The sequence below is a fragment of the Streptomyces sp. NPDC017520 genome, from assembly GCF_044329855.1.
Taxonomy (GTDB): domain Bacteria; phylum Actinomycetota; class Actinomycetes; order Streptomycetales; family Streptomycetaceae; genus Streptomyces.
The window spans coordinates 383,133-407,734 of record NZ_JBIRKB010000006.1 but is presented as its reverse complement, the minus strand read 5'-3'; the positions used below and the strand labels follow the sequence as shown (position 1 = coordinate 407,734).

General features: G+C 70.7%; 29 protein-coding genes and 1 pseudogene. 27 read left to right on the top strand and 3 right to left on the bottom strand.

Going from position 1 to position 24,602, the window contains the following annotated elements; genetic code table 11:
* The 25 genes from ACH4KB_RS17645 to ACH4KB_RS17525 all read left to right on the top strand — a co-directional run bounded on the left by ACH4KB_RS17645 (position 1) and on the right by ACH4KB_RS17525 (position 20,779).
* Positions 1-1,260, top strand: coding sequence for a PBSX family phage terminase large subunit (locus tag ACH4KB_RS17645; RefSeq protein WP_398066834.1), 1,260 nt, complete (start codon positions 1-3; stop codon positions 1,258-1,260).
* The gene (locus tag ACH4KB_RS17640; RefSeq protein WP_398066833.1) at positions 1,257-1,478 is read left to right on the top strand and encodes a hypothetical protein; all 222 of its coding nucleotides are present in this window, start codon (positions 1,257-1,259) and stop codon (positions 1,476-1,478) included. Before ACH4KB_RS17645 ends, ACH4KB_RS17640 begins: the two co-directional genes overlap by 4 nt.
* Complete coding sequence (locus ACH4KB_RS17635) at positions 1,475-2,956, top strand: phage portal protein (protein WP_398066832.1); 1,482 nt, start codon at positions 1,475-1,477, stop codon at positions 2,954-2,956. The genes ACH4KB_RS17640 and ACH4KB_RS17635 overlap by 4 nt, the downstream gene beginning before the upstream one ends.
* A gap of 228 nt (positions 2,957-3,184) precedes the next feature.
* Positions 3,185-5,449 (top strand): phage minor capsid protein, encoded by a 2,265-nt coding sequence (locus ACH4KB_RS17630; protein WP_398066831.1) that lies wholly within the window; start codon positions 3,185-3,187, stop codon positions 5,447-5,449.
* A gap of 9 nt (positions 5,450-5,458) precedes the next feature.
* Entirely contained in the window at positions 5,459-5,629 is a 171-nt protein-coding gene (locus ACH4KB_RS17625) for an Rmf/CrpP fold protein (RefSeq protein ID WP_398066830.1), read from the top strand.
* A gap of 89 nt (positions 5,630-5,718) precedes the next feature.
* Positions 5,719-6,309: a hypothetical protein gene (locus tag ACH4KB_RS17620; RefSeq protein ID WP_398066829.1), complete on the top strand. Its 591-nt coding sequence runs from the start codon at positions 5,719-5,721 to the stop codon at positions 6,307-6,309.
* Between the two features lie 16 nt (positions 6,310-6,325).
* The gene (locus ACH4KB_RS17615; RefSeq protein WP_398066828.1) at positions 6,326-7,333 is read left to right on the top strand and encodes a major capsid protein; all 1,008 of its coding nucleotides are present in this window, start codon (positions 6,326-6,328) and stop codon (positions 7,331-7,333) included.
* A gap of 3 nt (positions 7,334-7,336) precedes the next feature.
* Positions 7,337-7,516 (top strand): hypothetical protein, encoded by a 180-nt coding sequence (locus tag ACH4KB_RS17610; protein WP_398066827.1) that lies wholly within the window; start codon positions 7,337-7,339, stop codon positions 7,514-7,516.
* Positions 7,517-7,520: 4 nt separating this feature from the next.
* Positions 7,521-7,910, top strand: coding sequence for a hypothetical protein (locus ACH4KB_RS17605; RefSeq protein WP_398066826.1), 390 nt, complete (start codon positions 7,521-7,523; stop codon positions 7,908-7,910).
* A 92-nt stretch (positions 7,911-8,002) separates the two neighbouring features.
* Positions 8,003-8,221: a hypothetical protein gene (locus tag ACH4KB_RS17600; RefSeq protein WP_398066825.1), complete on the top strand. Its 219-nt coding sequence runs from the start codon at positions 8,003-8,005 to the stop codon at positions 8,219-8,221.
* Positions 8,218-8,571 (top strand): hypothetical protein, encoded by a 354-nt coding sequence (locus ACH4KB_RS17595; RefSeq protein ID WP_398066824.1) that lies wholly within the window; start codon positions 8,218-8,220, stop codon positions 8,569-8,571. The genes ACH4KB_RS17600 and ACH4KB_RS17595 overlap by 4 nt, the downstream gene beginning before the upstream one ends.
* Positions 8,564-8,986: a minor capsid protein gene (locus ACH4KB_RS17590; protein ID WP_398066823.1), complete on the top strand. Its 423-nt coding sequence runs from the start codon at positions 8,564-8,566 to the stop codon at positions 8,984-8,986. Before ACH4KB_RS17595 ends, ACH4KB_RS17590 begins: the two co-directional genes overlap by 8 nt.
* Positions 8,987-8,995: 9 nt before the next feature.
* A complete protein-coding gene (locus ACH4KB_RS17585; RefSeq protein ID WP_398066822.1) occupies positions 8,996-9,466 on the top strand; it encodes a phage tail tube protein in 471 nt (156 codons plus the stop codon).
* A gap of 2 nt (positions 9,467-9,468) precedes the next feature.
* The gene (locus tag ACH4KB_RS17580) at positions 9,469-9,975 is read left to right on the top strand and encodes a hypothetical protein (protein WP_398066821.1); all 507 of its coding nucleotides are present in this window, start codon (positions 9,469-9,471) and stop codon (positions 9,973-9,975) included.
* A gap of 258 nt (positions 9,976-10,233) precedes the next feature.
* Positions 10,234-12,294 carry a hypothetical protein gene (locus ACH4KB_RS17575; RefSeq protein WP_398066820.1) on the top strand — a complete coding sequence of 687 codons (2,061 nt, stop codon included), beginning with the start codon at positions 10,234-10,236 and terminating at the stop codon, positions 12,292-12,294.
* A gap of 1 nt (position 12,295) precedes the next feature.
* Positions 12,296-13,201 (top strand): phage distal tail protein, encoded by a 906-nt coding sequence (locus ACH4KB_RS17570; protein ID WP_398066819.1) that lies wholly within the window; start codon positions 12,296-12,298, stop codon positions 13,199-13,201.
* Between the two features lie 9 nt (positions 13,202-13,210).
* Positions 13,211-14,215, top strand: a complete 1,005-nt coding sequence (locus ACH4KB_RS17565) for a hypothetical protein (RefSeq protein ID WP_398066818.1) — start codon at positions 13,211-13,213, stop codon at positions 14,213-14,215.
* Positions 14,216-14,222: 7 nt separating this feature from the next.
* On the top strand, positions 14,223-15,323 hold the full coding sequence (locus ACH4KB_RS17560; protein ID WP_398066896.1) for a hypothetical protein: 1,101 nt from the start codon (positions 14,223-14,225) through the stop codon (positions 15,321-15,323).
* Entirely contained in the window at positions 15,323-16,150 is an 828-nt protein-coding gene (locus ACH4KB_RS17555; RefSeq protein ID WP_398066817.1) for a hypothetical protein, read from the top strand. Before ACH4KB_RS17560 ends, ACH4KB_RS17555 begins: the two co-directional genes overlap by 1 nt.
* Positions 16,150-17,118 (top strand): hypothetical protein, encoded by a 969-nt coding sequence (locus ACH4KB_RS17550; RefSeq protein ID WP_398066816.1) that lies wholly within the window; start codon positions 16,150-16,152, stop codon positions 17,116-17,118. The genes ACH4KB_RS17555 and ACH4KB_RS17550 overlap by 1 nt, the downstream gene beginning before the upstream one ends.
* A gap of 4 nt (positions 17,119-17,122) precedes the next feature.
* Positions 17,123-18,670, top strand: coding sequence for a hypothetical protein (locus ACH4KB_RS17545; RefSeq protein ID WP_398066815.1), 1,548 nt, complete (start codon positions 17,123-17,125; stop codon positions 18,668-18,670).
* 62 nt (positions 18,671-18,732) lie between these two features.
* Positions 18,733-19,773, top strand: a complete 1,041-nt coding sequence (locus tag ACH4KB_RS17540) for a peptidoglycan-binding protein (RefSeq protein WP_398066814.1) — start codon at positions 18,733-18,735, stop codon at positions 19,771-19,773.
* A gap of 57 nt (positions 19,774-19,830) precedes the next feature.
* Positions 19,831-20,091, top strand: coding sequence for a hypothetical protein (locus tag ACH4KB_RS17535; RefSeq protein WP_398066813.1), 261 nt, complete (start codon positions 19,831-19,833; stop codon positions 20,089-20,091).
* Positions 20,088-20,432, top strand: coding sequence for a hypothetical protein (locus ACH4KB_RS17530; protein WP_398066812.1), 345 nt, complete (start codon positions 20,088-20,090; stop codon positions 20,430-20,432). Before ACH4KB_RS17535 ends, ACH4KB_RS17530 begins: the two co-directional genes overlap by 4 nt.
* A gap of 95 nt (positions 20,433-20,527) precedes the next feature.
* Positions 20,528-20,779 carry a hypothetical protein gene (locus ACH4KB_RS17525; RefSeq protein WP_398066811.1) on the top strand — a complete coding sequence of 84 codons (252 nt, stop codon included), beginning with the start codon at positions 20,528-20,530 and terminating at the stop codon, positions 20,777-20,779.
* Here ACH4KB_RS17525 and ACH4KB_RS17520 read toward each other — a convergent pair.
* On the bottom strand, positions 20,776-21,822 hold the full coding sequence (locus tag ACH4KB_RS17520; protein ID WP_398066810.1) for a helix-turn-helix domain-containing protein: 1,047 nt from the start codon (positions 21,820-21,822) through the stop codon (positions 20,776-20,778). The genes ACH4KB_RS17525 and ACH4KB_RS17520 overlap by 4 nt on opposite strands.
* Before the next feature lie 129 nt (positions 21,823-21,951).
* On the opposite strand from ACH4KB_RS17520, the gene ACH4KB_RS17515 reads away from it, so the two are divergent.
* Both ACH4KB_RS17515 and ACH4KB_RS17510 read left to right on the top strand, forming a co-directional pair.
* Positions 21,952-22,377 (top strand): ATP-binding protein, encoded by a 426-nt coding sequence (locus ACH4KB_RS17515; protein ID WP_398066809.1) that lies wholly within the window; start codon positions 21,952-21,954, stop codon positions 22,375-22,377.
* Positions 22,378-22,388: 11 nt separating this feature from the next.
* Positions 22,389-22,859 carry a hypothetical protein gene (locus ACH4KB_RS17510; protein WP_398066808.1) on the top strand — a complete coding sequence of 157 codons (471 nt, stop codon included), beginning with the start codon at positions 22,389-22,391 and terminating at the stop codon, positions 22,857-22,859.
* Between the two features lie 235 nt (positions 22,860-23,094).
* Here ACH4KB_RS17510 and ACH4KB_RS17505 read toward each other — a convergent pair.
* Together ACH4KB_RS17505 and ACH4KB_RS17500 are read right to left on the bottom strand one after the other, a co-directional pair.
* Positions 23,095-23,793: pseudogene (locus tag ACH4KB_RS17505) on the bottom strand (AMP-binding protein); the annotation flags it as partial.
* A 143-nt stretch (positions 23,794-23,936) separates the two neighbouring features.
* Complete coding sequence (locus ACH4KB_RS17500) at positions 23,937-24,500, bottom strand: SigE family RNA polymerase sigma factor (protein ID WP_398066807.1); 564 nt, start codon at positions 24,498-24,500, stop codon at positions 23,937-23,939.
* Between the last annotated feature and the right edge of the window lie 102 nt (positions 24,501-24,602).

Here is a 24,602-nt window from a genome sequence, read left to right as displayed (position 1 = left end):
GTGCTCGACCTCGACCGTCTGCCCCTCTCCCGTAAGCAACTTCGGTCGATCGGGCAGGCGACCGCCCGTATCAACTTGTGGCACGGCAGCGTTCGCAGCGGGAAGACCATCGCGTCGTTGCTGGCGTTCGTGATCGCCGTCGCCACGGCCGGGCCGTCCGGACTGATCATCGTGGTCGGGCGCAGCCTGCAAACGATTGAGCGCAACGTTCTGGAGCCCCTACAGGACCGCGCGCTGTTCGGCCCCCTGGCACGGCACATCGTGCACACCCGGGGCGCCACCACGGCCACGATCCTTGGGCGCACCGTCCACCTGATCGGGGCCGCCGACGCACGGGCCGAGGGCCGCCTACGTGGCCTTACCGCCCAGCTCGCCTACGTCGACGAAGCAACGCTGCTGCCCGAAGGGTTCTGGACGCAGCTCCTCGCCAGGCTCAGCGTCCCGGGCGCCCGCCTGTATGCCACGACGAACCCCGACTCGCCGCGCCACTGGCTTAAGGCCGGATACCTCGACCGCATCGGCGAACTCGACATGCGGGCGTGGCACTTCCGCCTGGCCGACAACCCGTCGTTGTCGGCCGAGTACGTCGCCAACCTGTCCGCCGAGTACGTCGGTCTGTGGCGTCGCCGGATGATCGACGGGGCGTGGGTGGTCGCCGAAGGGGCGATCTACAGCGAGTGGGACGAGGACCGGCACGTCGTCGACGAACTACCCGCTATGCGCCGCCACTGGCTCGGCATCGACTACGGCACGACGAACCCGTTCAGCGCCGTACTGCTCGGCCTAGGTGTAGACGACCGGCTGTACGCGGTCGCCGAGTGGCGGTTCGACTCACGCACCGCCCACCGGTCCATGACCGACGCCCAGTACAGCACCGCCGTCCGAGCCTGGCTCGACGACATGAGCGTCGAGCCCGATTGGACGTTCATCGACCCGTCGGCCAAGAGCTTTTCAACCCAGATGTGGCAGGACGGTCACCCAGGCCTCGCCCGCGCCGACAACACCGTCGCCGACGGCATCCGGTCCATGGCCGCCCTGCTCGCCGCCGGCCGCCTGTACGTACACCGCTCATGCGACGGACTACTCGGCGAACTCCCGGGCTATTCGTGGGATCCCAAGGCGACCGAACGGGGTGAGGACGCCCCCTTGAAGCTCAACGATCACTCGTGCGACGCGATCCGGTACGCCATCCACTCGACCTCGCACGAGTGGCGCCACCTGCTCACCGCTCGGCCCCGTCAGGAGGTGTCCGGCGCGTGACCAGCCTGCCGACCCACATCACGACCGACCAGCGCCGCGCTGCCCTGCGGGCCCTTGGGCTGCCGCCCGCTCTCGTGCAGAAGGTCACCCTGCACCAGCACGACGGCATGCACGCAGCCCTGTACGTCCTCGACCGCGAGGGCCGCCGCATCCAGCACGGCGACCAGGCCCTCACCGCCACTGTGCGCATACCGGCCGAGGGGGTGATCACCGCATGAGCCTGCCCGCGAACGGCGCCCCGTGGCCGCCCCCGGAGTGGGCCGCGTACTACGACCGGATCACCGTCGACGACGCGTGGTACTCCGGTGACCGGGGCCGTCTCGCCCGTATCTACGGACGCGATCAGAAGACGCCGAGACGCCGCCTGTGGGCCCGCCGCAGCACCGCGCACCGCCCCGGCAAGGACACCCGCCTACATGTCCCCCTCGCAGGCGACATCGCGCAGACGTCCGCCGACATGCTGTTCGCCGACATGCCGCGCATCGTCGTCGAGGACGCACGGACACAGGCCCGCCTCGACACCCTGCTCGCCGAGGGCCACACACAGCAGATGCTCTTGTCGGCCGCCGAGCAGTGCGCCGCCCTGTCCGGGGTCTACCTCCGGGCGACGTGGGACCGGGACCTGACCGACCGGCCGCTCCTCACCGCTGTACAGCCCGACAACGCGATCCCGGAATTTCGCTTCGGGATGCTCACCGCGGCGAGCTTCTGGCGAGAGCTGTCCGGCAGCACGACTCAGGTTGTGTACCGGCACGTCGAGCGGCACGAGCCCGGCCGGATCGCCCACGCGCTCTACCAGGGAAGCGGCGACAACATCGGCCGCCGTATCCCGCTCGCCGAGCACCCCGACACGGCCGCCCTGGTCGGCAGTATCGAGCGGGACGGCGAGTCGACGACAACCGGCATCCGGCGACTCACGTGCGCCTACGTGCCGAACATGACCCCCAACCGGTTGCACAGGGGGTCGCCGATCGGCCGATCGGACTACGCCGCGCCGATCTATGACCAGCTCGACGGACTCGACGAGACGTGGACCAGCTGGATGCGCGACATTCGCCTCGCCCGCGCCCGCCTGATCGTTCCCGACGGGTACCTACGCAGCAACGGCCCCGGCCGCGGCGCGAGTTTCGACGAGGACGCCGAGGTATACGCCCAGCTCAACATGCCGCCCACCGAGAACGGCGGCATCACCTTGTCGCAATTCGCAATCAGGGTCGAGGAGCACCAGCGCACGGCTGAGGCACTGACCAGGCAGGCCGCCCAGTCCGCCGGATACGCGGCCAGGTCGTTCGGCCTCGACCAGGGCGGCGGAGGGAACCGGACCGCAACCGAGGTCGACAGCGACGACGACAAGAGCACGACCACGCGAAGGAAAAAGGCCGGCCACTGGAAACAGGGCCTTGCCGACGCCCTGGTCGCCGTGCTTGAACTCGACGCCGTCCACTTCGGCAGCGGAGCGCCCGCGGAGCGCCCGCGGGTCGAGTTCCCCGACGGGGTTGCCGATTCGCCCATGGATACCGCAACGACCCTGGAACTTCTCAACCGCGCCCAGGCCGTCAGCACGGCGACACGGGTCAAAATCCTTCACCCGGAGTGGGACGACACCGAGGTCAAAGCGGAGGCCGCCGCGATCCTTCGGGAGACCGGTACCGGCGCCCCGGACCCCGGCGACCCCGGTAGTACGTACCCCATGTGAAAGGGCCCCCGCCGCAACGGGGGCCCTTTCCGCCCCCGCTCACGCGGGGAAGCGGGTACCACTTGACTGACGCCGGACCCAGTCGCAGGGCCACCCCCGCACACGCGGGGCACAGGTACCACTTGGCCAGCAACAGACCTAGTCGCAGGGCCACCCCCGCTCACGCGGGGACTACGAGAACCACAGTAGTGATCGGCCGGCGGGCTGCGCAGGCGAACGGGGGAATTCGTGCCGATCCATCCGGGCATGGTCGAGCCCCTGGCCGAGACGACACGCGACACCTACGCAGCCGCCGAGGAGAGGCTGTTGGGCATCATCGCGCGCCAGCTCGCCCAGGACCTCGACGCGCCCGGGTGGATCGAGGCCAAGCTCGCCGCGATCCAGCAGGTACGCCGCGCCGCACAGGCCGTCGTCGACGAGCTGTCCCGCGCCACGCAGCTTGAGGTGTGGGACGCGGTCGCCGAGGCGTACACCGTCGGGCACCGGTCGGCCGTCGCCGAGCTGGGTGCCCTCGACGACGACGGCCGCCGCCTGGTCGACGAGCGCCTACCGCAGGCGCAGGCCGTCGACCGACTCGCACAAGAAGCCGTCGACGTCGTCACCGCGACCCACCGGTCGATCCTGCGAGCCGTCGTCGACGGCTTCCGCACCGTCATCGCGTCCGTGGCCGCCACGCCCCTGCTTGGTACCGGCACCCGCCGCCAGGCCGCACAGGACGCAATGAAGCGGTTCGCCCAGAAGGGCATCGTTGCGTTCGTCGACCGCGCCGGCCGCCGTTGGTCGCTGCCGTCGTACGCCGAGATGGCCGTACGTACCGCGACCGCGCGGGCCGCGACCGAAGCGCACATGCGGACCCTGTCCGAGCACGGCGTCGACCTGGTCGTCGTCTCCGACTCCCCGCGCGAATGCCCGCTCTGCCGTCCGTGGGAGCGCAAGGTGTTGTCGATCGGGGGCGACGGCGAGCGCGTCGTCGAGGTCGAGCACGCCACCCGCGACGGCGAGATGGTGCGCGTCGAGGTCGCCGGATCGCTCGACCAGGCCCGCGTTGCCGGGCTGCAACACCCGAACTGCCGTCACAGCGTCAGCATGTTCACCCCCGGCCTGACGCGCGTGGACGACGCAACCCCGGACCCGTCCGGGTACGAGGCCGGACAGCGACAGCGTGCGATCGAGCGGCACATACGCCGTTGGAAGCGCGAGCAGGCCGCCGCGATCGAGCCCGTAGCGAAGCGGGCCGCCGCCGCCAAGGTGAGGCAGTGGCAAGGGGTGATGCGTGACCACCTTGCCGCCCACCCCGACTTGCGCAGGTTGCGGCACCGGGAGCAGCTTGACCCCTCCCAGCGCCCCGCGAAGGACCGCGAGGAGGCCCGCCGGCGGAACCCCGACCCGACCCCTGACCAGATCGAGGCCGCCCGTGTGTGGTCCGGCGACGATGCCAGCGTGCGCGCCATGAGCGACGACGACCTCGCCGCCGCCATGCGCTCCACCCTGCTCGACGACCGCGCCCGCCGCAGGGTCGAGGCCGAGGCCGACCGCCGCGACCTCGACACCCTGCTCGACCGCGCCGCACCGGGAGGCACCCTCGCCGCCGACCTCGCCGAGTTCAGCGACACCGAACTCGGCCGCCTGGTCGGCCACGTCGACGACGCCGACGCCCTGCGGATCGCCGCCGAGCTGGACCGCCGCGACGTCGCCGCCCGCCTCCCGGGCGTCCGCCCGGATCTGGTCGGTCTGTCCGACGACGACCTCGCCGCCCGCGTCCGCCACGCCATCGAGCACGGCCTCGACGACGTCGACCAGCTCGCCGCCGAAGCGCACCGCCGCGACCTGCTCGGCCGATGGTTTCCCGGCGGGCGCCTGGTCGACGACCTGTCCGAAGCCGGCGACGACACCCTCGCGTGGCTCATGCAGTACGCCACCGACGCCGAACTCCTGCGGGTAGCCGACGAGTTCGACCGCCGTGACGCCGCAGCAGCCCCGCTCACCGCGCCGGCCGACACGGGCGACGCAGTGGCCGACATGCTCGCCGACCGGGACACCGTCGCCGACGCGATGGGAGCGGTACCCGACGCGGTTGTGTGGGGGGCCCTCGCCGCCGACGACGAGTTCGCCACCGAGGCCGCCGCCCTGGCCGCCGCCGAGGCCGCGCAGGAGGGCACCGAGGACGAGCCCGACGAACGGCGCACGATCACGCGCCGCGAGGCCCGGGCCCTGTACGACGAGTACGTATACCGGCAGTACCTCGCCGCCGAGGAAGCGTGCCGCGGATACCTGCTCAACAAGAAGGCCGAGACTGCCGGACACTCCCCCCTCTCCCTGTTCTCTGGCCCCTCGCGCATTGCGTACGCGCGCGCCAGTGACGAGCTGAAAGAGTGGTGGGCCGAACACGGCCGCCTGACTCAGGCAGAGTTCATTACGCAGGTGACCGGGCAGACCCAGCGATGGGCCGCCGGGGCCCGCCTGAACGAGGCCGAGCAGCAGAACAAGCGATAGGGGAGCCGCGTGCGCGGAGACATCATCCGGGCCGTCGTCGCCGGCCGTGAGGCAGGCACCCGAGGAGACCCGCCGACCGTGTGCCCGTACCCGATCACGTCGACGCTCCGTACCGCGTGGATACGCGGATACGCCGAGCGGCGACCCGTCGTCGACCAGGACGACGAACCCACCGACTGACCACCCAGCACAGCACCACCCCGAAGGGGGCCCGCCAGCCGCGGGCCCCCTTTTTCCATGCCCGAACCACCCCCGCAAGGAGCCCGCCCGTGCCCGACAACCCGGCCCCGACCCCGGCCGCCGACCCCGCGAACCCGCCGGCCCCCACCGGCCCGCCGCAGGACAACCCCCCGGCCCCCACCGACCCGCCGCAGAACCCCCCGGCCCCCGTCGACGGCGACGTGTCCACCCTCCCCGAGTGGGCACAGAACATGATCAAGGAGGCGAAGGAGCAGGCCCCGGCCGAACCGCCGCAGCCGCCCCCGGCCGCTCCCGAGCCGCCAGCCGCCGAGGGCGACCTGTCCAAGCTCCCGAAGTGGGCGCGCGACCAGCTCGGCCAGGCGCAGGAGCAGGCGCGGACCGCCGCCATCCATGCCGCCGTACTGCGCACCGCGCCGACCGCCGGAGCCAGCGCGGCGGCCCTGCTCGACTCGCAGTCCGCCATGACCGCCCTTGCCGCCGTCGACACCAACGACGCAACGGCCGTTGCCGCAGCGATTACGGCCGCCGTCCAGGCGCAGCCGCACCTTGCCGCGCCCGTCGGTCCGGTCCGCGGGGGCGCCGACTTCGGTAACGCCACCCCGCCCGAGCGCAAGCCCGGATCGCTGCACGACGCCATCGCCGCCCGCCTGAACACCTGACCCGAGGAGTACCGCAATGCCCGTCACTCTCGCCGAGGCGAAGAACAACGCACAGGACGACATCGACGTCGCCGTGATCGACGAGTTCCGCAAGGAGAGCGCGATTCTCGACAGCCTGACGTTTCACGACGTCGTCAATCCGGCCGATGGGGGCGACACCCTCACGTACGGATACCGGCGGCTGATCACCCAGCCGACCGCCGGATTCCGCGCGATCAACTCGGAGTACACCGCGAGCGAGGTCCAGACCCAGCGGTACACGGTCGACCTCGCCGTCATGGGCGGTAGCTTCCGCGTCGACCGCGTCGTTTCGCGGATCGGCCCGAACGCGTCCGGGGCCGTCACGCTCAACATGACCCAAAAGATCAAGGCCACCCGCACCCAGTTCCAGGACACCGTCATCAACGGTGACACGGCCGTCGACGTCGACGGGTTCGACGGCCTCGACAAGGCCCTCGCCGGATCGAGCACGGAGTTTCGCGCCGACGTCGTCACCGACTGGTCGAACTTCGACGACGCCGCGCGGGCCGAACACAAGGCGCTCGACGCGATCGACGAGTGGCTGAGCCTGCTCGATGGCGCGCCGACGATCATTCTCGGCAACAAGAGGACGCTTGCCCGCGTGCGCGCCGCCGCGCGCCGCGCAGGCATGTACACCAAGAACCCCATCGACGGCCTGCTCGGTCCGGGTGGCCGCCCGATCGTTCGCGAGCAGTACGGCGACATCATGTTCGCCGACCCGGGCGACAAGGCGGGAACGAACGACCCGATCATCCCGGTCGAGACCCGCACCGTCGGCGCACAGGCCGACGTGACCGGCCTTACCGACCTCTACGCCTACCGCGTCGGTCTGGATGGCTTCTTCGGCGTGGCCTGCATCGGCGGAACCATTGTCCGGCAGTGGCTCCCCGATTTCACGTCGCCGGGCGCCGTCAAGTTCGGCGAGGTCGAACTCGGACCCGTGGGCGTCGCGCTCAAGAGCACCAAGGCCGCGTCCGTCTTCCGCAACGTCAAGGTGGGCTGACCCATGGCGGTGATTCACACCCCTGTGAAGGGGTTCAGCGGGCCCGGCGTGGGCGGGCTGACGTTCGTCGACGGCCGCGCCGAGACCGACGACGAAGCCCTGATCGCCTACGCCCGCCGGCACGGCTACGAGGTGACGCCGAAGCGGAAGCCCGCGGCGAAGACCGAGACGCCGAAGGAGTAAGCCGGTGCCCCGGATCTACGCGACGCCCGAGCAACTGGCCGCGTGGACCGGGGAACCGGCCCCGGCCGACGCCGAGCGTCTTCTCGCCCGCGCGTCGTCGGACATCGACGCCGCCCTGCTGTGCGCGCTCTACTGCACGAACGCCGCCGGTATGCCGACCGAGCCGCACGTCGTGCAGGCCCTCGTCGACGCGACGTGCGCTCAGGTCGAGTACCAGGTCGCCACGGGCGACGACGGGACCGGCGCCGCCGGCAGGTGGGGCAGCGTCTCAATCGGGTCCGTATCTCTCGGCGACCGCCGCGACAGCCCACGGGCACCGGGCGACGTCGACCTCGCCCCCCGCGCACACCGCGCCCTCATGCTGGCTGGCCTGCTTCCGGGGGTGATCTTCTGAGAGTCCCCCGGTACCTGCTCCGGCACCGCGTCACCGTCGAGCCGTACGACGGCGACAGCGCGTACGGCCCGACCTACCGGCCCCCGGTCGAGGTGCGCGCCCTGGTCGCCGAGGCAACCAAGCTCACCCGCAACCGCGAGGGCGTCGAGGTCACGTCGACCGCTCAGGTCATCACCGAGCCCGACCTCGACTGTCCGGCCGAGTCCCTCCTCACCCTCCCGTCGGGCCGGATCACGAAGGCGCTCAGCGTCGCCAACCACACCGCGCCCGGCCTACCGGTGCCGCAGTCCACGGAGGTGATGTGCGAGTGACGCAGCGAACCCGACTCCGCTTCAACGGGGCCGCCGTACTCCGCGGCACCAAGAGCGGCGCCGCCCGCGGCCTACGCCTCGCCGGCGAGCACGTGCTCGCCGAGTCCCGACGGATCGTCCCCATTGAAGAGGCCACCCTCGAACGGTCCGGCGTGGCGACCGTCGACGAGTCGTCCCTGACGGCCGCCGTCAGCTACGACACCCCGTACGCGATCAGGCAACACGAGGAGATGACCTATCGGCACGACGCCGGCAGATCGGCAAAGTACCTCGAAAAGCCCCTGACCACCGAGGCCCCCGTCGTCGCCGAGATCGTCGCCGCCGCCGTACGGAGGTCGCTTCGTGGCTGACGTCACCGACGGCGCCGCCCGGTACCTCGACGGCCTCGACCTGCTCGACTACGACCCCGCCGGGAAGACCGGCGACACGTTCGTTGAGCGCATGCCCGCGACCCCGGACGCCGCCGTATGCCTGTCGCTGTACGACGGCGGCACCCCCGACGCCCGCAACGCCTACGACACCGTACGGCTCCAGTTGCGCGTTCGCGGGGGCCCGGACCCCCGAACCTCACGCGACCGCGCGTGGGCGCTGTACAGCGCCCTGCACGGCCTTGCCGGGGTCGAACTCCCCGACGGGACGTGGCTCATCCTCGCCGCCGCCCGCGGCACCCCCGGACCGATGGGCGCAGATACCCAAGGCCGCCACGAGCACGTCGTGAATTTCGACCTCGACGTGTCGTCCCCCAGCACTCACCGCACCGAATAGGAGGCCCCCATGGGACGCCCCATTGACGCCCGCGGGTGGTGGTTCGAGGTCGAGGACATCACGACCCCGGCCACGCCCGTATGGCACCGCATAGGCAACGTCAACAGTTGGTCGTACAGCCCGTCGGAGAACGAGGAGACGGCCGACACCACGACCAACGACTCTGAGGGCGCGTACGAGCAGGACGTCATGCAGCGCGGCGCGACGCTGGAAGTCACCGGCCTGTGGTCGCAGACCGCCACCGTTCGCGACCCCGGACAGGAGTACATCGACGACGTCTGGACGTACCGCCTGGGCAGCGAGTCCCGCAACCGGGTGCGCTACCGCCACAAGTCGCAGACCCGATGGACCGTGTGGGAAGCCACCGTCACGCCCGGCGAGCAGGGCGGCGAGCACAACGCCAAGACGTCGTGGGGTGCGACCTTCACCCGGTGCGGACTCCCGACGACCGAGGACGTCACACCCCCGGCGGAGGGATGAGCATGATCGAGCAGCACGACCAGGACCTCGACGACGACCAGGCGCTCGACGCCGCCGACCTCGACGCCGCCGACTTCGACCAGTTCTTCGCCGAACAGGCGGCCCCGCCCCGCGGGTTGACGCTGCGCCTGTTCGGCCGCACGTACACCCTGCCGCCGACCCTGCCCACCCTGTACGTGCTCCAGCTCCACCGGGTCCAGCACAGTGCGAACCCGGACGATGTGGCGCGGATGCTCGCCGCCCTGTTCGGCCCCGACGCCGTCAACCACTGGACCGAGAACGGCATGGACGACCGCCAGCTCGGCATTGTCCTCATGTGGTCGACAGCCAATGTCGCCCGCGCGGGCGCCATGTCCATGGAGCAGGCCGCCGCCGAGTACGACCGTCGCGAGGCCAAGAAGGCGGGAAAAGCCCTACGGCCGGCGGAGACGGCGAGGCCGAAGGCCCGCCCGCAGGGCAAGGGAAAGGGGAAGGGGAAGGGGCAGCGTCCGAACTCTGGCCGGCGGTAGTCCGCCACTGGGCTGTGGTCGAGGCCGACCTACGCCGCGAGTACCAGCTGACCGCCGCCGACGTCGCACAGCTCAGCGTGCGCGAATTCCTGGTCTGTCTCGGTGGCCTATCTGCCGAGTCCCGGTTCGCCCGCGTGTGGCGAGCAACGCCGCGCGTTGTGTCGGACCCCGATGAAATCGCACGACTCACCAGCGGGTGAGCAGCACCACGACAACTGAATAGCGGGCGCCTGACCGGCGCCGGGCTGGGGGTGACTTATGGCCACCCTCACCATCGGCGAGCTGGTGGGCTACATCGACCTGGACGCGTCCGGGGCCGATGAGGGGGTCGCCCGCGCCGGGGCCGCGATGGAGGGTTTCCAGCGGGACGCCGACGGCCGGTTGCGCGACATGCGCGGCCGGTTCATCGCGGCCGGCGCGGAGATGGGCGGGGCGCTCGGCGACGGGATCGGCGGGGGCGCGGAGAAGGCCGAACGTAGTCTCTCCGGTGTCGGGGGGCTGCTCGGCGCGGCGAAGACGTCGACTCTCGCCCTGTCGGGGGCGTCGCTGATCGCGGCCGGTTCCCTGGCTGCGGTTCCGTTGGCCGTAATCGGTCTCGGTGCAAAGGTTCTTGCCGAAAACGCGCAGGTCAAGAGCGCTTTTTCCGACCTTGGCGATCACGTCAAGGGGGAAATGGCGGACCTCGCCGAGCCGTTGGTCGAGCCGTTCGTCGACGCGGCCGGACAGCTCAAGGGGATCTTTGACGACCTCGCCCCGCAGATAGGGCAGCTTTTCGAGGGCGTCGCTCCGCTGGTCGAGCCGCTGGTCGAGGGCATCGGGGACCTGGCCAAGGGTGCCCTGCCCGGGCTGGTGACCGCGGTCGAGGCCGCGGGCCCCGTGATCGACGCCCTGTCGGGCGGACTCGGTGCGCTCGGCGAAGGGCTGGGCGGCTTCTTCGAGGGCGTTTCGGGCGGGGCCGATGGTGCCGCTGAGGGGCTGGGCGCACTGTTCGGCGCGGTGGGCGAGATCCTGCCCGCGCTGGGTGAACTGATCGGAACGCTGGCCGAAGTCGGCGGGCCCGTCCTGGCCGCTGTCGCCAAGGCGCTGGTACCGGTCGTCAAGGGCCTGGCTGGTGCGCTGGGCCCCGCGCTCGCCGCGCTCGGTCCGCCGCTCCAGACGTTCATCGGAGCGCTGGGCAAGGCCCTGTTGCCGATCGTCGGCGAGCTGGGCCCGCTGCTGGCCATCGTTGCGGAAACGTTCGGCCTGGTCCTGGAGGGCGTTTCGCCCATACTGCCCATACTGGGGCAATTGATCGGGGCGGTTCTGCCCGTCCTGACCAAGCTGCTGGCCGCCGTTCAGCCGCTTCTCGTCACGCTCGGCGGCGCGTTCGCGCAGGTCGCGGAAGCGCTGGCCCCGCTGGTGCCAGTCATCGGCGAGCTGCTCATGTCCGCACTCGACGCGCTCATGCCGATCTTGATTCCCCTAATCGGGCTGCTCGGCAAGCTCTCTCAGGTCATGGCCGCTGGTCTCGCTCAGGTGATCACGTCCGTCGTCCTGCCGATCCTGCAAGCCCTGGTCGCCCTGTTGCAGGGTGACTTCGACAAGGCGTGGCAGCTCGCCAAAACAGCCGTGCAGAGCGCCGCGAAACTGATCGGCAAGGCCGCCGACATGATCGCCGAAATGGTCGGCCGGGGTATCCGCCTCGCCGTCGACTGGATCAAGCGCCTGCCCGGATTCGCGTACGCCGCCCTGGCGCCGCTCGCCGGACAGCTTGCCGCACGCGCACGCTCCGCCCTGGGGTCCTTCAAGGCCGCCGTGGTCAGCAAGGCGGGCGAGGCCATCGCGTGGATGCGCGGTCTGCCCGGGCGGATCTCCTCGGCGATCGGGTCTCTTGGCTCACTGCTCGTCGGCAAGGGCCGCGACGTCGTGCGCGGCCTGTGGAACGGCATCAAGGGCATGGGCGGCTGGCTCAAGTCGCAACTGATCAGTTTCGCCAAGAACAGCATCCCGGGCCCCATCGCCAAGGCGTTGGGGATCTCGTCGCCGTCCAAGTTGATGGCTCGTGCGGTCGGCCGGTGGATTCCCGCCGGCGTCGTCGAGGGCATCAAGGGCGGCGCGGGCGCGGTCGTCCGCACCATGCGCAACCTGGTTCCCACGCCGTCCGTCCCGTCCTTCGCGCCCGCCAACGCGGGCGCGGGCGCCGGCGGCTTCGGCTCGCCGTTCGCCCCGGCCTCCGCCGGGGGCGCGACGGTGCACGTCGAGCACTGGCACGCCGCCGAAAACGGCTCGCCGGATGACAACGCGCGGGCCCTCGACTGGCTGTCCAAGGGGAGGGGTTGACGTGAAGGGAGAGGCAGGCGACCGCCTGACGTCGGTCGGACAGATCCAGTACGGCGATCTCCTTATCGGCCTGGGCACCCCGTACACGTACAAGCGGCTGACCGGGTGGGGCGACCTGCCCGCGCTCGACTCCGGCACGGTCCCGCGCGCGGGATCGCACGGGGCCTACCCCGGGCAGCTCCTCGCGCAGTCCCGCACCATCGGCCTCGACGGGCTGATGGTGCGAGCGCCACGCGCTCATATCGGCGCGGTAGTCGAGGAGTTGGAGACCGCGACGGTACCCGTCGACGTCGAGCTGCCCCTCGCCGTGTGGACGGATGAGCGGGGCCCGCGCCTGGTCTGGGCACGGTGCCTGCGTCGCATGCTGCCGGTCGACGTCGGGTACCGCGTCGGAACGCTGCTGGGCGGCGCGGTCGAGTGGGAGGCCACCGACCCCCGCCGGTACGGCCTCCTGGAACGCACGGCGACGGCGTCCCTTCCCACACCCGAACCAGGGCTCGACTGGCAGACCGACCCCGGCCCCGAACGCGCCGACTGGCCGCTCGACTTCGGCGCGGTCGGTTCAGCCGGCGGCATGTCCGCCACCAACACCGGCAACGCGTCCACGCATCCTTTGGTCGAGTTCCGGGGGCCCGTGCTGCGCCCCTCGCTCACCAACCTGCGCACCGGGGACGTCCTCGAATACGACCTCCCCCTCGCGGCCGGTGACGTCCTGACCGTGGACACCCGCGCGGGCACGGTGACGCTCAACGGGACCGCGTCGCGCCTGTACACCGCGACCTCACGGTCGGTGCCCGAGGAAACGTTCGCGCTGGCCCCGGGCACTACCGATCTCACATTCCGGGCTGCCCCGGACTCCGACCCTGCTGGAACCGTCCTGGTGCGGTACCGGCCGGCCTACTGGTAAGGACCCTTCATGCCTGTGCGCTCTGCCTGGCTTCTCCCCGGTGGCCTTGAGCCCGGCCAGACCCGCGAGGACACCCGCCTCTCACCGGTCGGCACGATGACGCCGACCGGTGAACTCGCCACCCGCCCCGGCGTGATTCCCGGCGGCGACCCGTTCGCCGCGTCCGGGGCCGGAGCGATGGCACTACAGATCGGCATCGGGCGCGCGACGGTCCAGGGCACCACCGCACAGGGCGCGTACCCGATCGCCCTCGATGCCCCCGCCGTCGTGTCCTTCATCGACGGCGACGCCCTGCACGACCGGATCGACACCGTCGTCGTCCGCGTCCTGGACCAACTCTTCGACGTCCACGGGCAGAACGTCGCCCTGATCGAAGTTGTCCAGGGCGAACCGAACGCGACGCCCGTCCCGCCGACCCTGGAACCCGCCTGTACGCGCCTGTGGGATGTCACCGTGCCCGCCGGAACGTCTGCGGGGGTGGGCGGCATCGACTGGGGCAGTGCCCTGGTCGACCGCCGCCGCTACACGGTGGCGGTGGGTGGGATCGCGCCCGGCGTCGACCCGGAATCAGCCGGCGCCTACGTCGGGCAGTACCGGGACACCACGGGCGTTCTGGAGCGATGGAACGGCAGCACATGGGCCCCGTACCGGGCGCCGGAGCTGCCGGTCCAGACGACCACCGCCGGAGCGACGGCCCCCAGCGGATTTGCCCTGGTCTCCTTCCACGCCCGGCGCAGGCACGGGATGTGCTCCTGGACGCTGGAGGTCACCCGCACCGGAGCGAAGATCACCACCACCGCGGCGGGGAACATCGACGACACCCTTCTCGCGACGATCCCCGCCGGTTGGCGGCCCGCGCCGCCGGCCGACGTCGAGGGGTCCGCGTGCGACGGATACGGCGGCGGCGTGGTGCGCGTCAGCCCGTCCGGATCGGTCACCCTTCGCGTGTGGTCCGGCGGCGGTTCCGTCGAGTCCCCGCGCATCATCCGCGTGTCCGCCGCCTACGTGCTGTGACGGGGGAATCGTGGCCACCCCGTACCGCATCCTCCTGTGCGACCTCCGGTCGGACACCCTGCTCGACGCCCTGCCCGTCGACGGCGTCCAGATCGACGACTACATAGGCAAAACCGGCCGCCTCACCGGAACCGTGCCCATCCCGAACCGTCAGCTCGCCGAACGCGCACGCCGCGCACTCGTCCCCGGCCGAACCGGGGTGTGGGTGGAGCGGGGCCGCGAAATCTGGTGGGGCGGGATCCTGTGGACGATGACGCCCGCGTCCGACGCCCGCGGCTTCCTGACCGTTCAGATCCAGTGCGGCGGATGGGAGTCCTACCTCTACCGGCGCCGCCTGTTCGACACGCTCACCGCCACGCAGGTCGACCAGCTCGACATCGTGCGCGAGCTGGTCGACTACGTCCAGGCCACCCCCGGCGGGAACCTGAACATCAGCTACGACGACGACGTGTCCGGCGTGGTGCGCGACCGCGCCTTTCTGCGCTACGACCAGCCAACCATCGGCGACCTGATCGACCAGCTCGCCGCCGTCGAGCGCGGTTTCGAGTGGCGCATCGGCTCCTACCGCGACGGCGACGGCCGCCGCGTCAAGCGCCTGCACCTAGGACACCCGATCATCCGTGGCGCCGCGTCCGACATCGTCCTCACCCACCCCGGCCCGATCCTCGCCTACGCCCTGCCGACCGACGCCACGGTCAAGGCCAACGGATGGCAGTCCCGGGGCGCGAGCGTCAACACCAACCAGGCCGCCGACTCCTTCCCGCTCACCTCGCCCGTGCTGGTCGCCGACGACGACATCGCCGCCGGGTGGCCACGCCTCGACGGCACATCCGACTACACCACCGTGGAGCAACAGAGCACCCTCGACGCGCACGCCCGCGCCGACTGGTCGGCCGCCCGTGACCCCGTGCAGATCCCCGAAGTCACGGTCCGGCTCGACAACACCGTCACGCCCGCGCTCCTCGGCTCGACCGTGCGCCTACGCATCCGCGACCTATGGCACCCCGACGGCCTCGACGCCCGGTACCGCGTCGTCGGCATGTCCATCACCCCGCCCGCACGCGGACAGCCCGAGACGGCCCGCCTGTACCTGGAGGTACCCGAGTAATGGCCCACGTCCCGCAAGACCTCCTCGACCGCGTCGCCTCCCTCGAACGCGAGGTGCGACAGCTGAGGGGACGCGCGCAGATCCGCCCCGCGCTCAACCAGATTCTGAACGGCGACGTCACGGTCGGCGAGGGAGGCCGGCTGATCGCCGAAGCCCCGAACGGCAACCGCGTCTTCACGACCGGCCAGGACCCCGAGGGCGATTGGGCCGTCGGCATGGCCCGGTCGGTGTCAGGTACGGCCGCCTTGACCGTCGGCGACGAGTACAACGGCAGCGGAGCCGGTCAGATGATCCGCACGTGGTCGCGGTCCGGCGAGGTGATCGTCATGGATGACGCGTGGTGCGATTGGATGCTCGGCCGCCCGTGGGCGCCTTTCCCGATGTACCCGACGGCGCTCCAGGGTTATGAGGGCGACAGCACGGGGTGGTCCTACGCGTGGGTTGGCCGTGGCCCGGCACAGAACGCAGTCCTAGTCCTCAAGCTCTCGACGATCAGCTCGAACGGCGGACAGGTCCGCGTGAACTACGTGCAGGGCGACACCACGCGAACCCTAGGCACGTGGACAATCCCCAGCGGCGCAACGTGGGTCGACCGGACGATCGTGCAGCCGCTCGACGGCGCCGACTTCGGCGAGGAAGTCACGATCCAGATCGAGCACCGCAACAGCACCGCGGGCGCGATCGAGACGCGCGTGTTCGCCAGCTACACCCGCAACACCTTCAACGCCGACGAGGTCCCCGACCCGCCCGCCAGCCTCGCCGCCGCGGCGACCGCCGAGGACCGCGCCGTGCCCGGCGACCCCAACAAGCCCGATCAGGAGGCGTAGTGCTGCCCGAGGCAATCCCGACCGTCCGAGTCACCGGGCGATTCCTCACCCCCGAAGGAAAGCCCCTTGCTGGGCAAGTCATCTTCCGCGCCCCCGGCATGGTCACCTTCCCCGATTCCGACGTGATCCTCGGCGGACCCGTCGCCGCGCCGCTCGATTCGACCGGCGCTTTCGAGATCGTGCTACCGGCCACCGACGCGCCCGACATGAACCCGAGCGGCTGGTCGTACTCCGTCGCCGAACAGCTCGCTGGCGTGCCCATGAACCGCACGTATCAGGTGCTCTTGCCCGCCGAGACCCCGGCCGTCGACCTCGCCGACATCGCACCGACCGACCCCACCACCCCTACCTACGTCGCCGTACGCGGCGACAGCGCGTACGAAATCGCGGTCGAGAACGGGTACGCCGGCACCGTCGAGCAGTGGCTCGCCTCTCTCGTGGGCCCGGTCGGTCCAGCCGGATCGGTCGACACCGTCAACGGCCAGGCGGGCCCCGACGTCACGCTCACCGCCGTCGACGTCGGCGCAGCACCCACGGTCCACACGCACACGCCCGCCCAGGTCGGATCGATCGCCGTCGCGGAGAAGGGCGCCCCGTCCGGAGTGGCCACCCTCGACCCGACCGGGAAACTCACGGCCGCACAACGCCCGGCACGGTCCGCATCCCGGTCCGTGGTCATCACCGCCGCCACACCAGGCACCTGGACCGTATGGCAGGCGCCGCGCCCTGTCACGGTGACTGGGGTCCGCGCGTACCGCACGGGCGGTACCGCCGCCACCGTCAACGCCCGCCGCGGGAGCGTGGATCTCCTGACCGCCGACCTGTCGCTGACGACCGTCGACACGTGGCTGACCGGACCGTCCATGCAGAACACCGCCATCAGCGCGGGCGATTCGCTCGCCGTGTCCGTCCGGTCCGCGACCGGCGGGCCCACGGTTACGATCCAGCTCGACTACCAGGAGGCGTGACCCGGTGGCCCTGTATCTCGTCTCGGACGAGTCCACACAGCAGGACACAGCACTCCGCCCGCTCACCACCGCGCCCGTGCCTGGCACCCCCGCACGCCTACAGGTTCTCGACGCGCACGGAGTCCTCGCCACCCTCACCACGGGCGCAAGGACAGTGACCGTGCGCGGGCAGTCCCGCACGTTCACCGAGCAGAAGCGCCCGTTCGCCGACGAGTTCGACCGCATACTCACCGCCGGGTGGGGCACGTCGCCAGGCGGCGGGTCCTGGTCCAACGTCAACGGAACTGCGGCCAACTACTCAGTGAGCAACCGGGCCGGCCGTATCGCCGTCACCGCGACCGGCGTAGACCGCATCGTCAACCTGGTGGATGACCTGACGACCGCGAACATCACCGCGTCATTCACGTTCGATACCGCGCCGAGCGGTGACGCAGCGAGTTTCGCGCTCATGCTGGCCTACCAGAACACCAGCAACCAGTACCGCGCCCGCGTCTCCATCCTGAGCACAGGCACCGTATCCCTCATCCTCGAAAAGGAAGTCGCGGGCACAACAACAACGCTGGGCCCACTAACCGACGTTGGCACCGGATGGGTACCGGGCACCGTGTGGCACATCCGCGCCGAGCAGGCTGGCTCGACGCTACGCTGCCGTGCATGGCCGGACGGGTCGACCGAACCCGCAACGTGGCTGCACGAGGTCACCGACACGTCCCTGACCGTGGGCCGGGTAGGCGTGCGGGTCCTCGCCAACAACGGCAACACCGCGATCCCGTTCAACGTGCTGTGTGAGCGGTTCGAACTCACGTCGGGCACATGGCCGACCGCCCCGACGGTTACTCACGACACGTGGGTGCGTGTCCTGCCCGAGCCGTATGACGGAACGTGGACACCCGAACTCGCCGACCAGATCCGCGCATGGGCCGTCGACTCGACGCCGGACGTCCTCGCCTACGCCATGGGTTACATCACCGGAGCCCCCACGGTCACCGCACCAGCCCTCGCGGGCGCACGGATCATGGGACAGGCCCTCTACGGCCCACTCGACACCGACGGAACCTTGATCGAAGGCGCGGACTTTCACGACTACATGGGCCTCGCTTGGACATTCCCGAACGGCGAGACACGAACAGCAGGCGCAGACGAGGCCGGATGCCTGGACTGCTCGGGATTCGTCCGGATGATCTATGGCTACCACATGGGACTCCCCATGGTCCGGCAGCAGAACATCGACGGTGTCAATCTGCCGCGCATCACCCGCGACATCGGCCCGAACGGGCCCGGCGTCATCGTCGCCCAGGCCGCCGACGCGGCACCGCCCTTGAGCGACATGCAGATCGGCGACGTCCCCCATTTCGACGCAACCACGGACGCCGTCGCGGGCCAGCTCGACCACAACGGCATCTACCTCGGCCCCGACACTTCCGGGCACCCCCGCTTCATCAATTCCAGAAAAACGCCGCACGGCCCCACCTTCGGCGACCTCGGAGGGCCATCCACCCTCGACGGGACGGGGCTCTACGCCGCCACCCTGCGGATCATCCGCCGGTTCTGACGCTCGCCCACCCCGCACGCCCCGCGCACCGCGCCGGGCGTCTCTTCATGTCTGGAGACACCATGCCCCTGCCCATCATCAGCCGCGCCACGTGGGGCGCCCGGCCCTGGAACGGCACCCCGAACGCCGTCCCCCTGTCCAAGCGAACGTCCTTCTTCGTCCACTACGACGGCGCGAACCACGTCACCGCCACGGGCCACACCGTCCCCCGCGCCATCGACCGCCAGCACCAGGCGCAGGGCTGGTCCGGCATCGGGTACAACTTCGTCGTCGACCAGGCCGGCCACATCTACGAGGGCCGCGGATGGAACCGCCAGGGCGCGCACTGCCCCGGCCACAACGTCACGGGGCTCGGCGTGCAGATCGCCGTTGGCGGCGACCAGGAGCCGAGCGAGGCCGCCCTCGCCGCGTGCCGCGCCCTGTACGACGAGGCGTGCCGCCGCACCGGTCACGCCCTCGCCATGCGCGGCCATCGCGACGGCATCGCCACCCTGTGCCCCGGGCCCCGCCTGTACGCATGGGTCCAGGCCGGTATGCCCGCCAAGGGCCACAAGCCGCCCACCGGCAGCACCCCGGGCCCCGCCCGCCACCGGGTCACGATCAACGGCCTGTCGTACGGGTACGGAGCGCACGGCGCGCACGTGACCCGCGTCGGCGAGGCCCTGGTCGCCAAGGGCCACGGAACCCCGTACGCCGTCGGCCCCGGCCCCACGTGGACCGACGCCGACACCACGGCGTACGCCGCCTATCAGCGGTCCCTCGGATACACCGGGCCCGACGCCGACGGCGTGCCCGGAGAAACGTCCCTGCGCCGCCTGCTGGGCACCCTGCCCGGCAGGACCACCACCAGGCCGAAGCCGTCCCCGCCGGCCTTTCCCGGCCGCGACAAGTTCGGCCCCGGCAAGCGCAACCACCACGTGACGCGTCTCGGCGAGGCCCTGGTCGCCAAGGGCTACCGCCGCTTCTACAAGGTCGGCCCCGGCCCGGCCTGGTCCAACGCCGACCGCAACGCGACCCGAGCGTTCCAGCGCGCGCAGGGCTGGACCGGCAGCGATGCCGACGGATACCCCGGCCCGGAAACGTGGCGCCGCCTGGTCGCCTGATCTCCTGCCCGCCCGGCACCCCGCCGGGCGGGTCCCACCCCCTCCCGAGAGGCCCCCATGAACCCGAAGAACACCCGCGCCGTCCGTACTGCGCTCCAGACGTTCGCCGCGGTCGTCGCGGTCGTGCCCGTCCTCGCAGCGGTCGTCGCCGACTCCGCAGAACTCGCCGCCGCCGCCCCGTGGCTTGTCGGTGCCGCCGCCACCGCCGCCGCGGTCGCGGCCGTCGTCGCCCGCGCCATGGCACACCCCACCGTCGAGGCCCTGCTCGACCGCGTTGGTCTCGGCCTGGTCGACGACGGGGGGCCGGCCGCGCCGTGACGACTCAGCCCTCGCCGTCCGATCCGGCCGCGGTCGCGCTGGAGTTGGAGCGCATCCGGAGGACGATCGAGGTCGGGTTCACCCGCACCGACGGCGCCCTCGCCCTGCTCGTTCAGCGCCACGACCAGACCGACGAAGCGCTCAAGACGCACGACCGCCAGCTCGACGACCACGACACCCGCCTCGACACCGTCGAGCGGGGCGAGACAGAACGCCAGAAGCGCAACGACGCCCGCCTCGACGCCCTCGAACGCGGACGCTGGCCACTGCCCAGCCTCGCCGCCCTGGTCGCCCTGTGCGGCCTCGCACTGACCCTGTGGCAGTTCGCCACCCGTCCATGAATCACGCCCCCCGCACGGCCACACACGGCCGTCGCGGGGGGCGTTCTGTCGTTCGTAGGCGGGACTCCGTCACTGGCCCTCGCTACGATCCCGCTATGCCTACTCTCCGAATCACGTACCAGGTACTCCCCGCCGGCACAGACCCGGACAGCTGTGAACCCAGCGACCTCGAAACACGGTCGGAACTCTTCACCTTCTCCCCCGAGGAACCGGTGACCGACGTCCGCGGCCACGTTCACGAGGTAGGCCCAACGATCGGCGCCATGAACGCCGCGATCCGCACGCGCCTGGGGAACGGCGACGAAGGCATCATCTTGAAGGCGCGTCGCCCGGACGACGACGACTAGGCCCGCCGCACCGCATCCGCCAGACGCGCCGTGTAGTGGGCATGGTCCCGGGGGTACCCCTCCAAGGCCGGAAGCGCCGCACGGAACCCCGCCACCGCATCCGCCCAGCGGCGGCACGCGTATGCCGTAGCCGCGTGCTGAAGTAGCGCCCGGTTCTCGTCGAGGAAGTACAGCCATCCAGGCCGGTCCTGCTCGTCTGGCACCAGGCGAGCCAGATTCAGCGCTTCATCGGCGAGCCGTTGCGCCCGGTCCCGCTCGCCGACGGCCGCCGCCGACATGGCCGTCTGATGCGTCGCCGCGGCCCTTGCCGCCGGGGACAAGTCGGCGCCTATGCGGGCCCCCTCAGCCGTACGCAATGCCCTAACCGGGTCGCCGCCCTGGAGCATGTAGTACGACCGGAGACGCAGAACCCAGGACGCCATATCGTCGTGTCCGCCCTCAACGGCCCAACCGTGCGCCGTGTCGGCCCAGGCGAGGGCCGCACCAACCGTTCCCCCGCCTTCCTGCCACGCCACCCACGACAGCCAGTGCGCGTGTTCGGCCGCCAACAACAGCAGCGTGTCCGCAGCCCCGCCCGACGATTCCGGAATGAGCCGGGTAACCGCGTCGAGTTGGGACCGTACGACGGGCCAGAGAACGCGCCCGCCGACCTCATCCTCGGTACGTCGGTGCTCTGTGAGAACGCGTTGCAACCGCTCCGCGGTCCGAAGATCCGTACGCCCCAACATCTGTGCGCGGGCGACACGGTCACGCAATTCGGGGTCAGGGCCCCACTCGGAAAGCGTTGGGTCGTGCACTGCCTGTCCTACCTCCGTCGGTACGTCAATTCCACGCATGATGCGCGCGACGACCTCAAGACTTGTGACTTTCCGCAACCCACGTTCGATATTCGAAACGTGCCCCTGAGTCAGCCCAACAAGCTCGCCTAAGCCTTGCTGCGACAGCCCCGACAGTTGCCGATACCGGCGAAAGACAGCAGCCCAATTCTGCGACGCAGCCGCCGCGCGCAGCTTGCCGTCTGTCCAGAGTTCCCGACGACCCATGCCCCGACCATACGGCCGCACATATCAAGGCGGTATGGGATTGGCCGGATTCCACCCCGACGATGTCGTCGTCTCCGCAGACGAGGGACGGAGCGCCCCCCTAGGCTCCCGCCCGCGAAAGAGGTTGCGATGAAGTCTCAGACGACCCACTGTTGCGCACCGCCCGGCGGCCCCCCGGCGCACGCACTTTTCCCCAGAGGCCCGCACGCACCGGCTGACGCTCGCCGATACGTGCGTGACGTCCTGGTGCACGACGACGACCCCCTCGGCGAGAACCAGCTCAACGACATCCTGTTGATCGTTTCCGAGCTGGTGACCAATGCGTATCTCCACGGCACCGGCCCCGGCGGCTCCGTGCTCGTCACCGTGATGACGACGCGCGACACTGTGCGCATCGAGGTCGACGACTCCGGCCGACAACGGCCGCACGTGCGCGACGCCTCAGAAGACAGGGACGACGGGCGCGGCCTACACATCGTTGACGCCCTCGCCGCGCGCTGGGACGTCGCCGACCGCCCGCCCGGCAAGAAGGTATGGGCGGAGGTAGCACGGTGACGACAGCCCCTATGTTCCGTGCCGTCCCCGGCCCCGGCTTCGTAGCTGGCTGCACGGTGTCAACGTGGCTGGACCCTGGCAACTCCCTCGCTCCCGCCGTCGCGTACATCCTGATCGGCCACGCACCGCCGCGGCGCCTGAACGAAACGGTTGAGACGGTCGAGGACGGCCTGATGGGCATGGTTGACGCCATGCGTCTACGGCCGGCCGCCGAACGGGTACCGAGCATCGGGGCCCGAATCATCCTGCGGGGGCGGTTCGCCCTCCTCGACTACGGCCACCCTGCCTTCACTCTGCGCCTACCGCCGACCGGCGCTGAGTGGCGGGCGCACGTGGTCGCTGGTGGGCCGGTATGCCTGACGGTGGGGCTCGACCCGATCCCGCCCGGCCTGGGCCCGGACGCGGTAGACGCGTACCTTGCGCGCGTGTGCGTCACCACCGGCCGGGCGTACATGGGCGCAACCACGTTCCGTAGCCGATGATGTGGCCCGGCCCTGTATAGACCACCTGCGACGTGCGCGCGCGAGGGCGTGCGCCACGTTCCCCCCGCTACCGGACCCGGTGAGACGGTAGCGGGGAGGCCCCCGTCGCCGCTTCCCCCGGGCGGCGCGGTGGGCCGGAACGGGAACGGCCCCGGTACCTGTCGCGAGGTATCGGGGCCGTTCTCTGTGCTGGTGTCCGTACTTCCGGTGGCCGTGCCCCTTTAGAACAACAGTCGTGGAACTGGGGTACGACGACGAGCGTGGTGTCCTTGTCGGTCAGCCCCATCGACTCGGTCATGTTGACCTGCATCGAGTGCAGGTAGATCGAACGGTGCGAGTAGACGACGCCCTTGGGGTCGCCCGTGGTGCCGGAGGTGTAGCACATGGCCGCGGCCTGGCGTTCGTCCAGCTCCGGCCAGTCGTACGTGGTGGGGCGGCCCGCGATCAGTTCCTCGTACTCGTGCACGCGCGGCGTGACGCCGGCGAGGGCGGAGCGGTCGCCGGGGCCGGACACGACCACGTGCTCGATGCTCGGCAGGTGCGGCAGCAGCGGCACGAGGAGCGGCAGCAGCGAGCCGTTGACGATCACCACCTTGTCGTCCGCGTGGTTGACGATCCAGGCGAGCTGTTCGGGCGGCAGCCGGAGGTTGAGGGTGTGGAGCACGGCACCCATGGAGGGGATGGCGAGGTACGCCTCGACATGCTCCGCGTTGTTCCACATGAGCGTCGCGACTCTCTGGTCGCCGTCGACGCCCAGCTCGTCGCGGAGCGCGTTGGCCAGCCGGGTGGCGCGTGCGCCGATCTCGGCGAAGGTGACGCGGTGCGGCTCGGGTTCGCCGGTCCAGGTCGTGACCTGCGACTTTCCATGGATCGTCATCCCGTGGTGCAGGATGCGGGTGACAGTCAGCGGTACGTCCTGCATGGTGCTCAGCACGGCGTCCTCCCGGTAGGCGCTACGCGGCAGTAAGGTTCCGCTGATTCTGCGCACATACCAAGCGGTATGTCACTACTCGCGGGAAAATTCCTGCCGGGAGCCGGCACCGGGCCCCTGTCGCGGAGCGTGCTCGATGATCCCGATCAGCGGACCGGCGTCAGCTCCGGGTCCTCGCGGAGCTTGCCGAGGGCACGGGAGACCGCGCTCTTGACCGTACCGATCGACACGCCGAGCACCTCCGCCGTCTGGGCCTCGCTCAGGTCCTCGTAATAGCGCAGGACGACCATCGCGCGCTGGCGGTCCGGGAGCTTGAGCACCGCTCGCCACATCGCGTCGTGCAACGACTGATGCTCGGCCGGGTCCGGCGCCGGAAAGGCCTCCCGCTCGGGCAGTTCCTCGCACGCGAACTCGTCGACCTTGCGCTTGCGCCACTGCGAGGTGCGGGTGTTGAGCAGCGCCCGCCGGACGTAGCCGTCCAGCGCCCGGTGGTCCTCGATCCGCTCCCACGCGACGTACGTCTTGGCCAGCGCGGTCTGCAGCAGGTCCTCCGCGTCGCACGGGTTCGCGGTGAGCGAGCGCGCGGTCCGCAGCAGGACCGGTCCACGGGCCCGTACGTACGAGGAGAAGGACGCGTAGGGCGCGTGGGGGTGGCCGGCGGCGGTGGCGGAGGCCGCCCTGGAGGCGCCCGTGCAGACTGGCGTGGTCATGTACTCAACGCTAGGAGCGGCCACCGCCGAGGGGATCGCCCCCAGGTCCCGAAGGCTCGTCCGCCTCAGGTTGTAGGGGGTGTGCACCCTGCACCTCCTGAA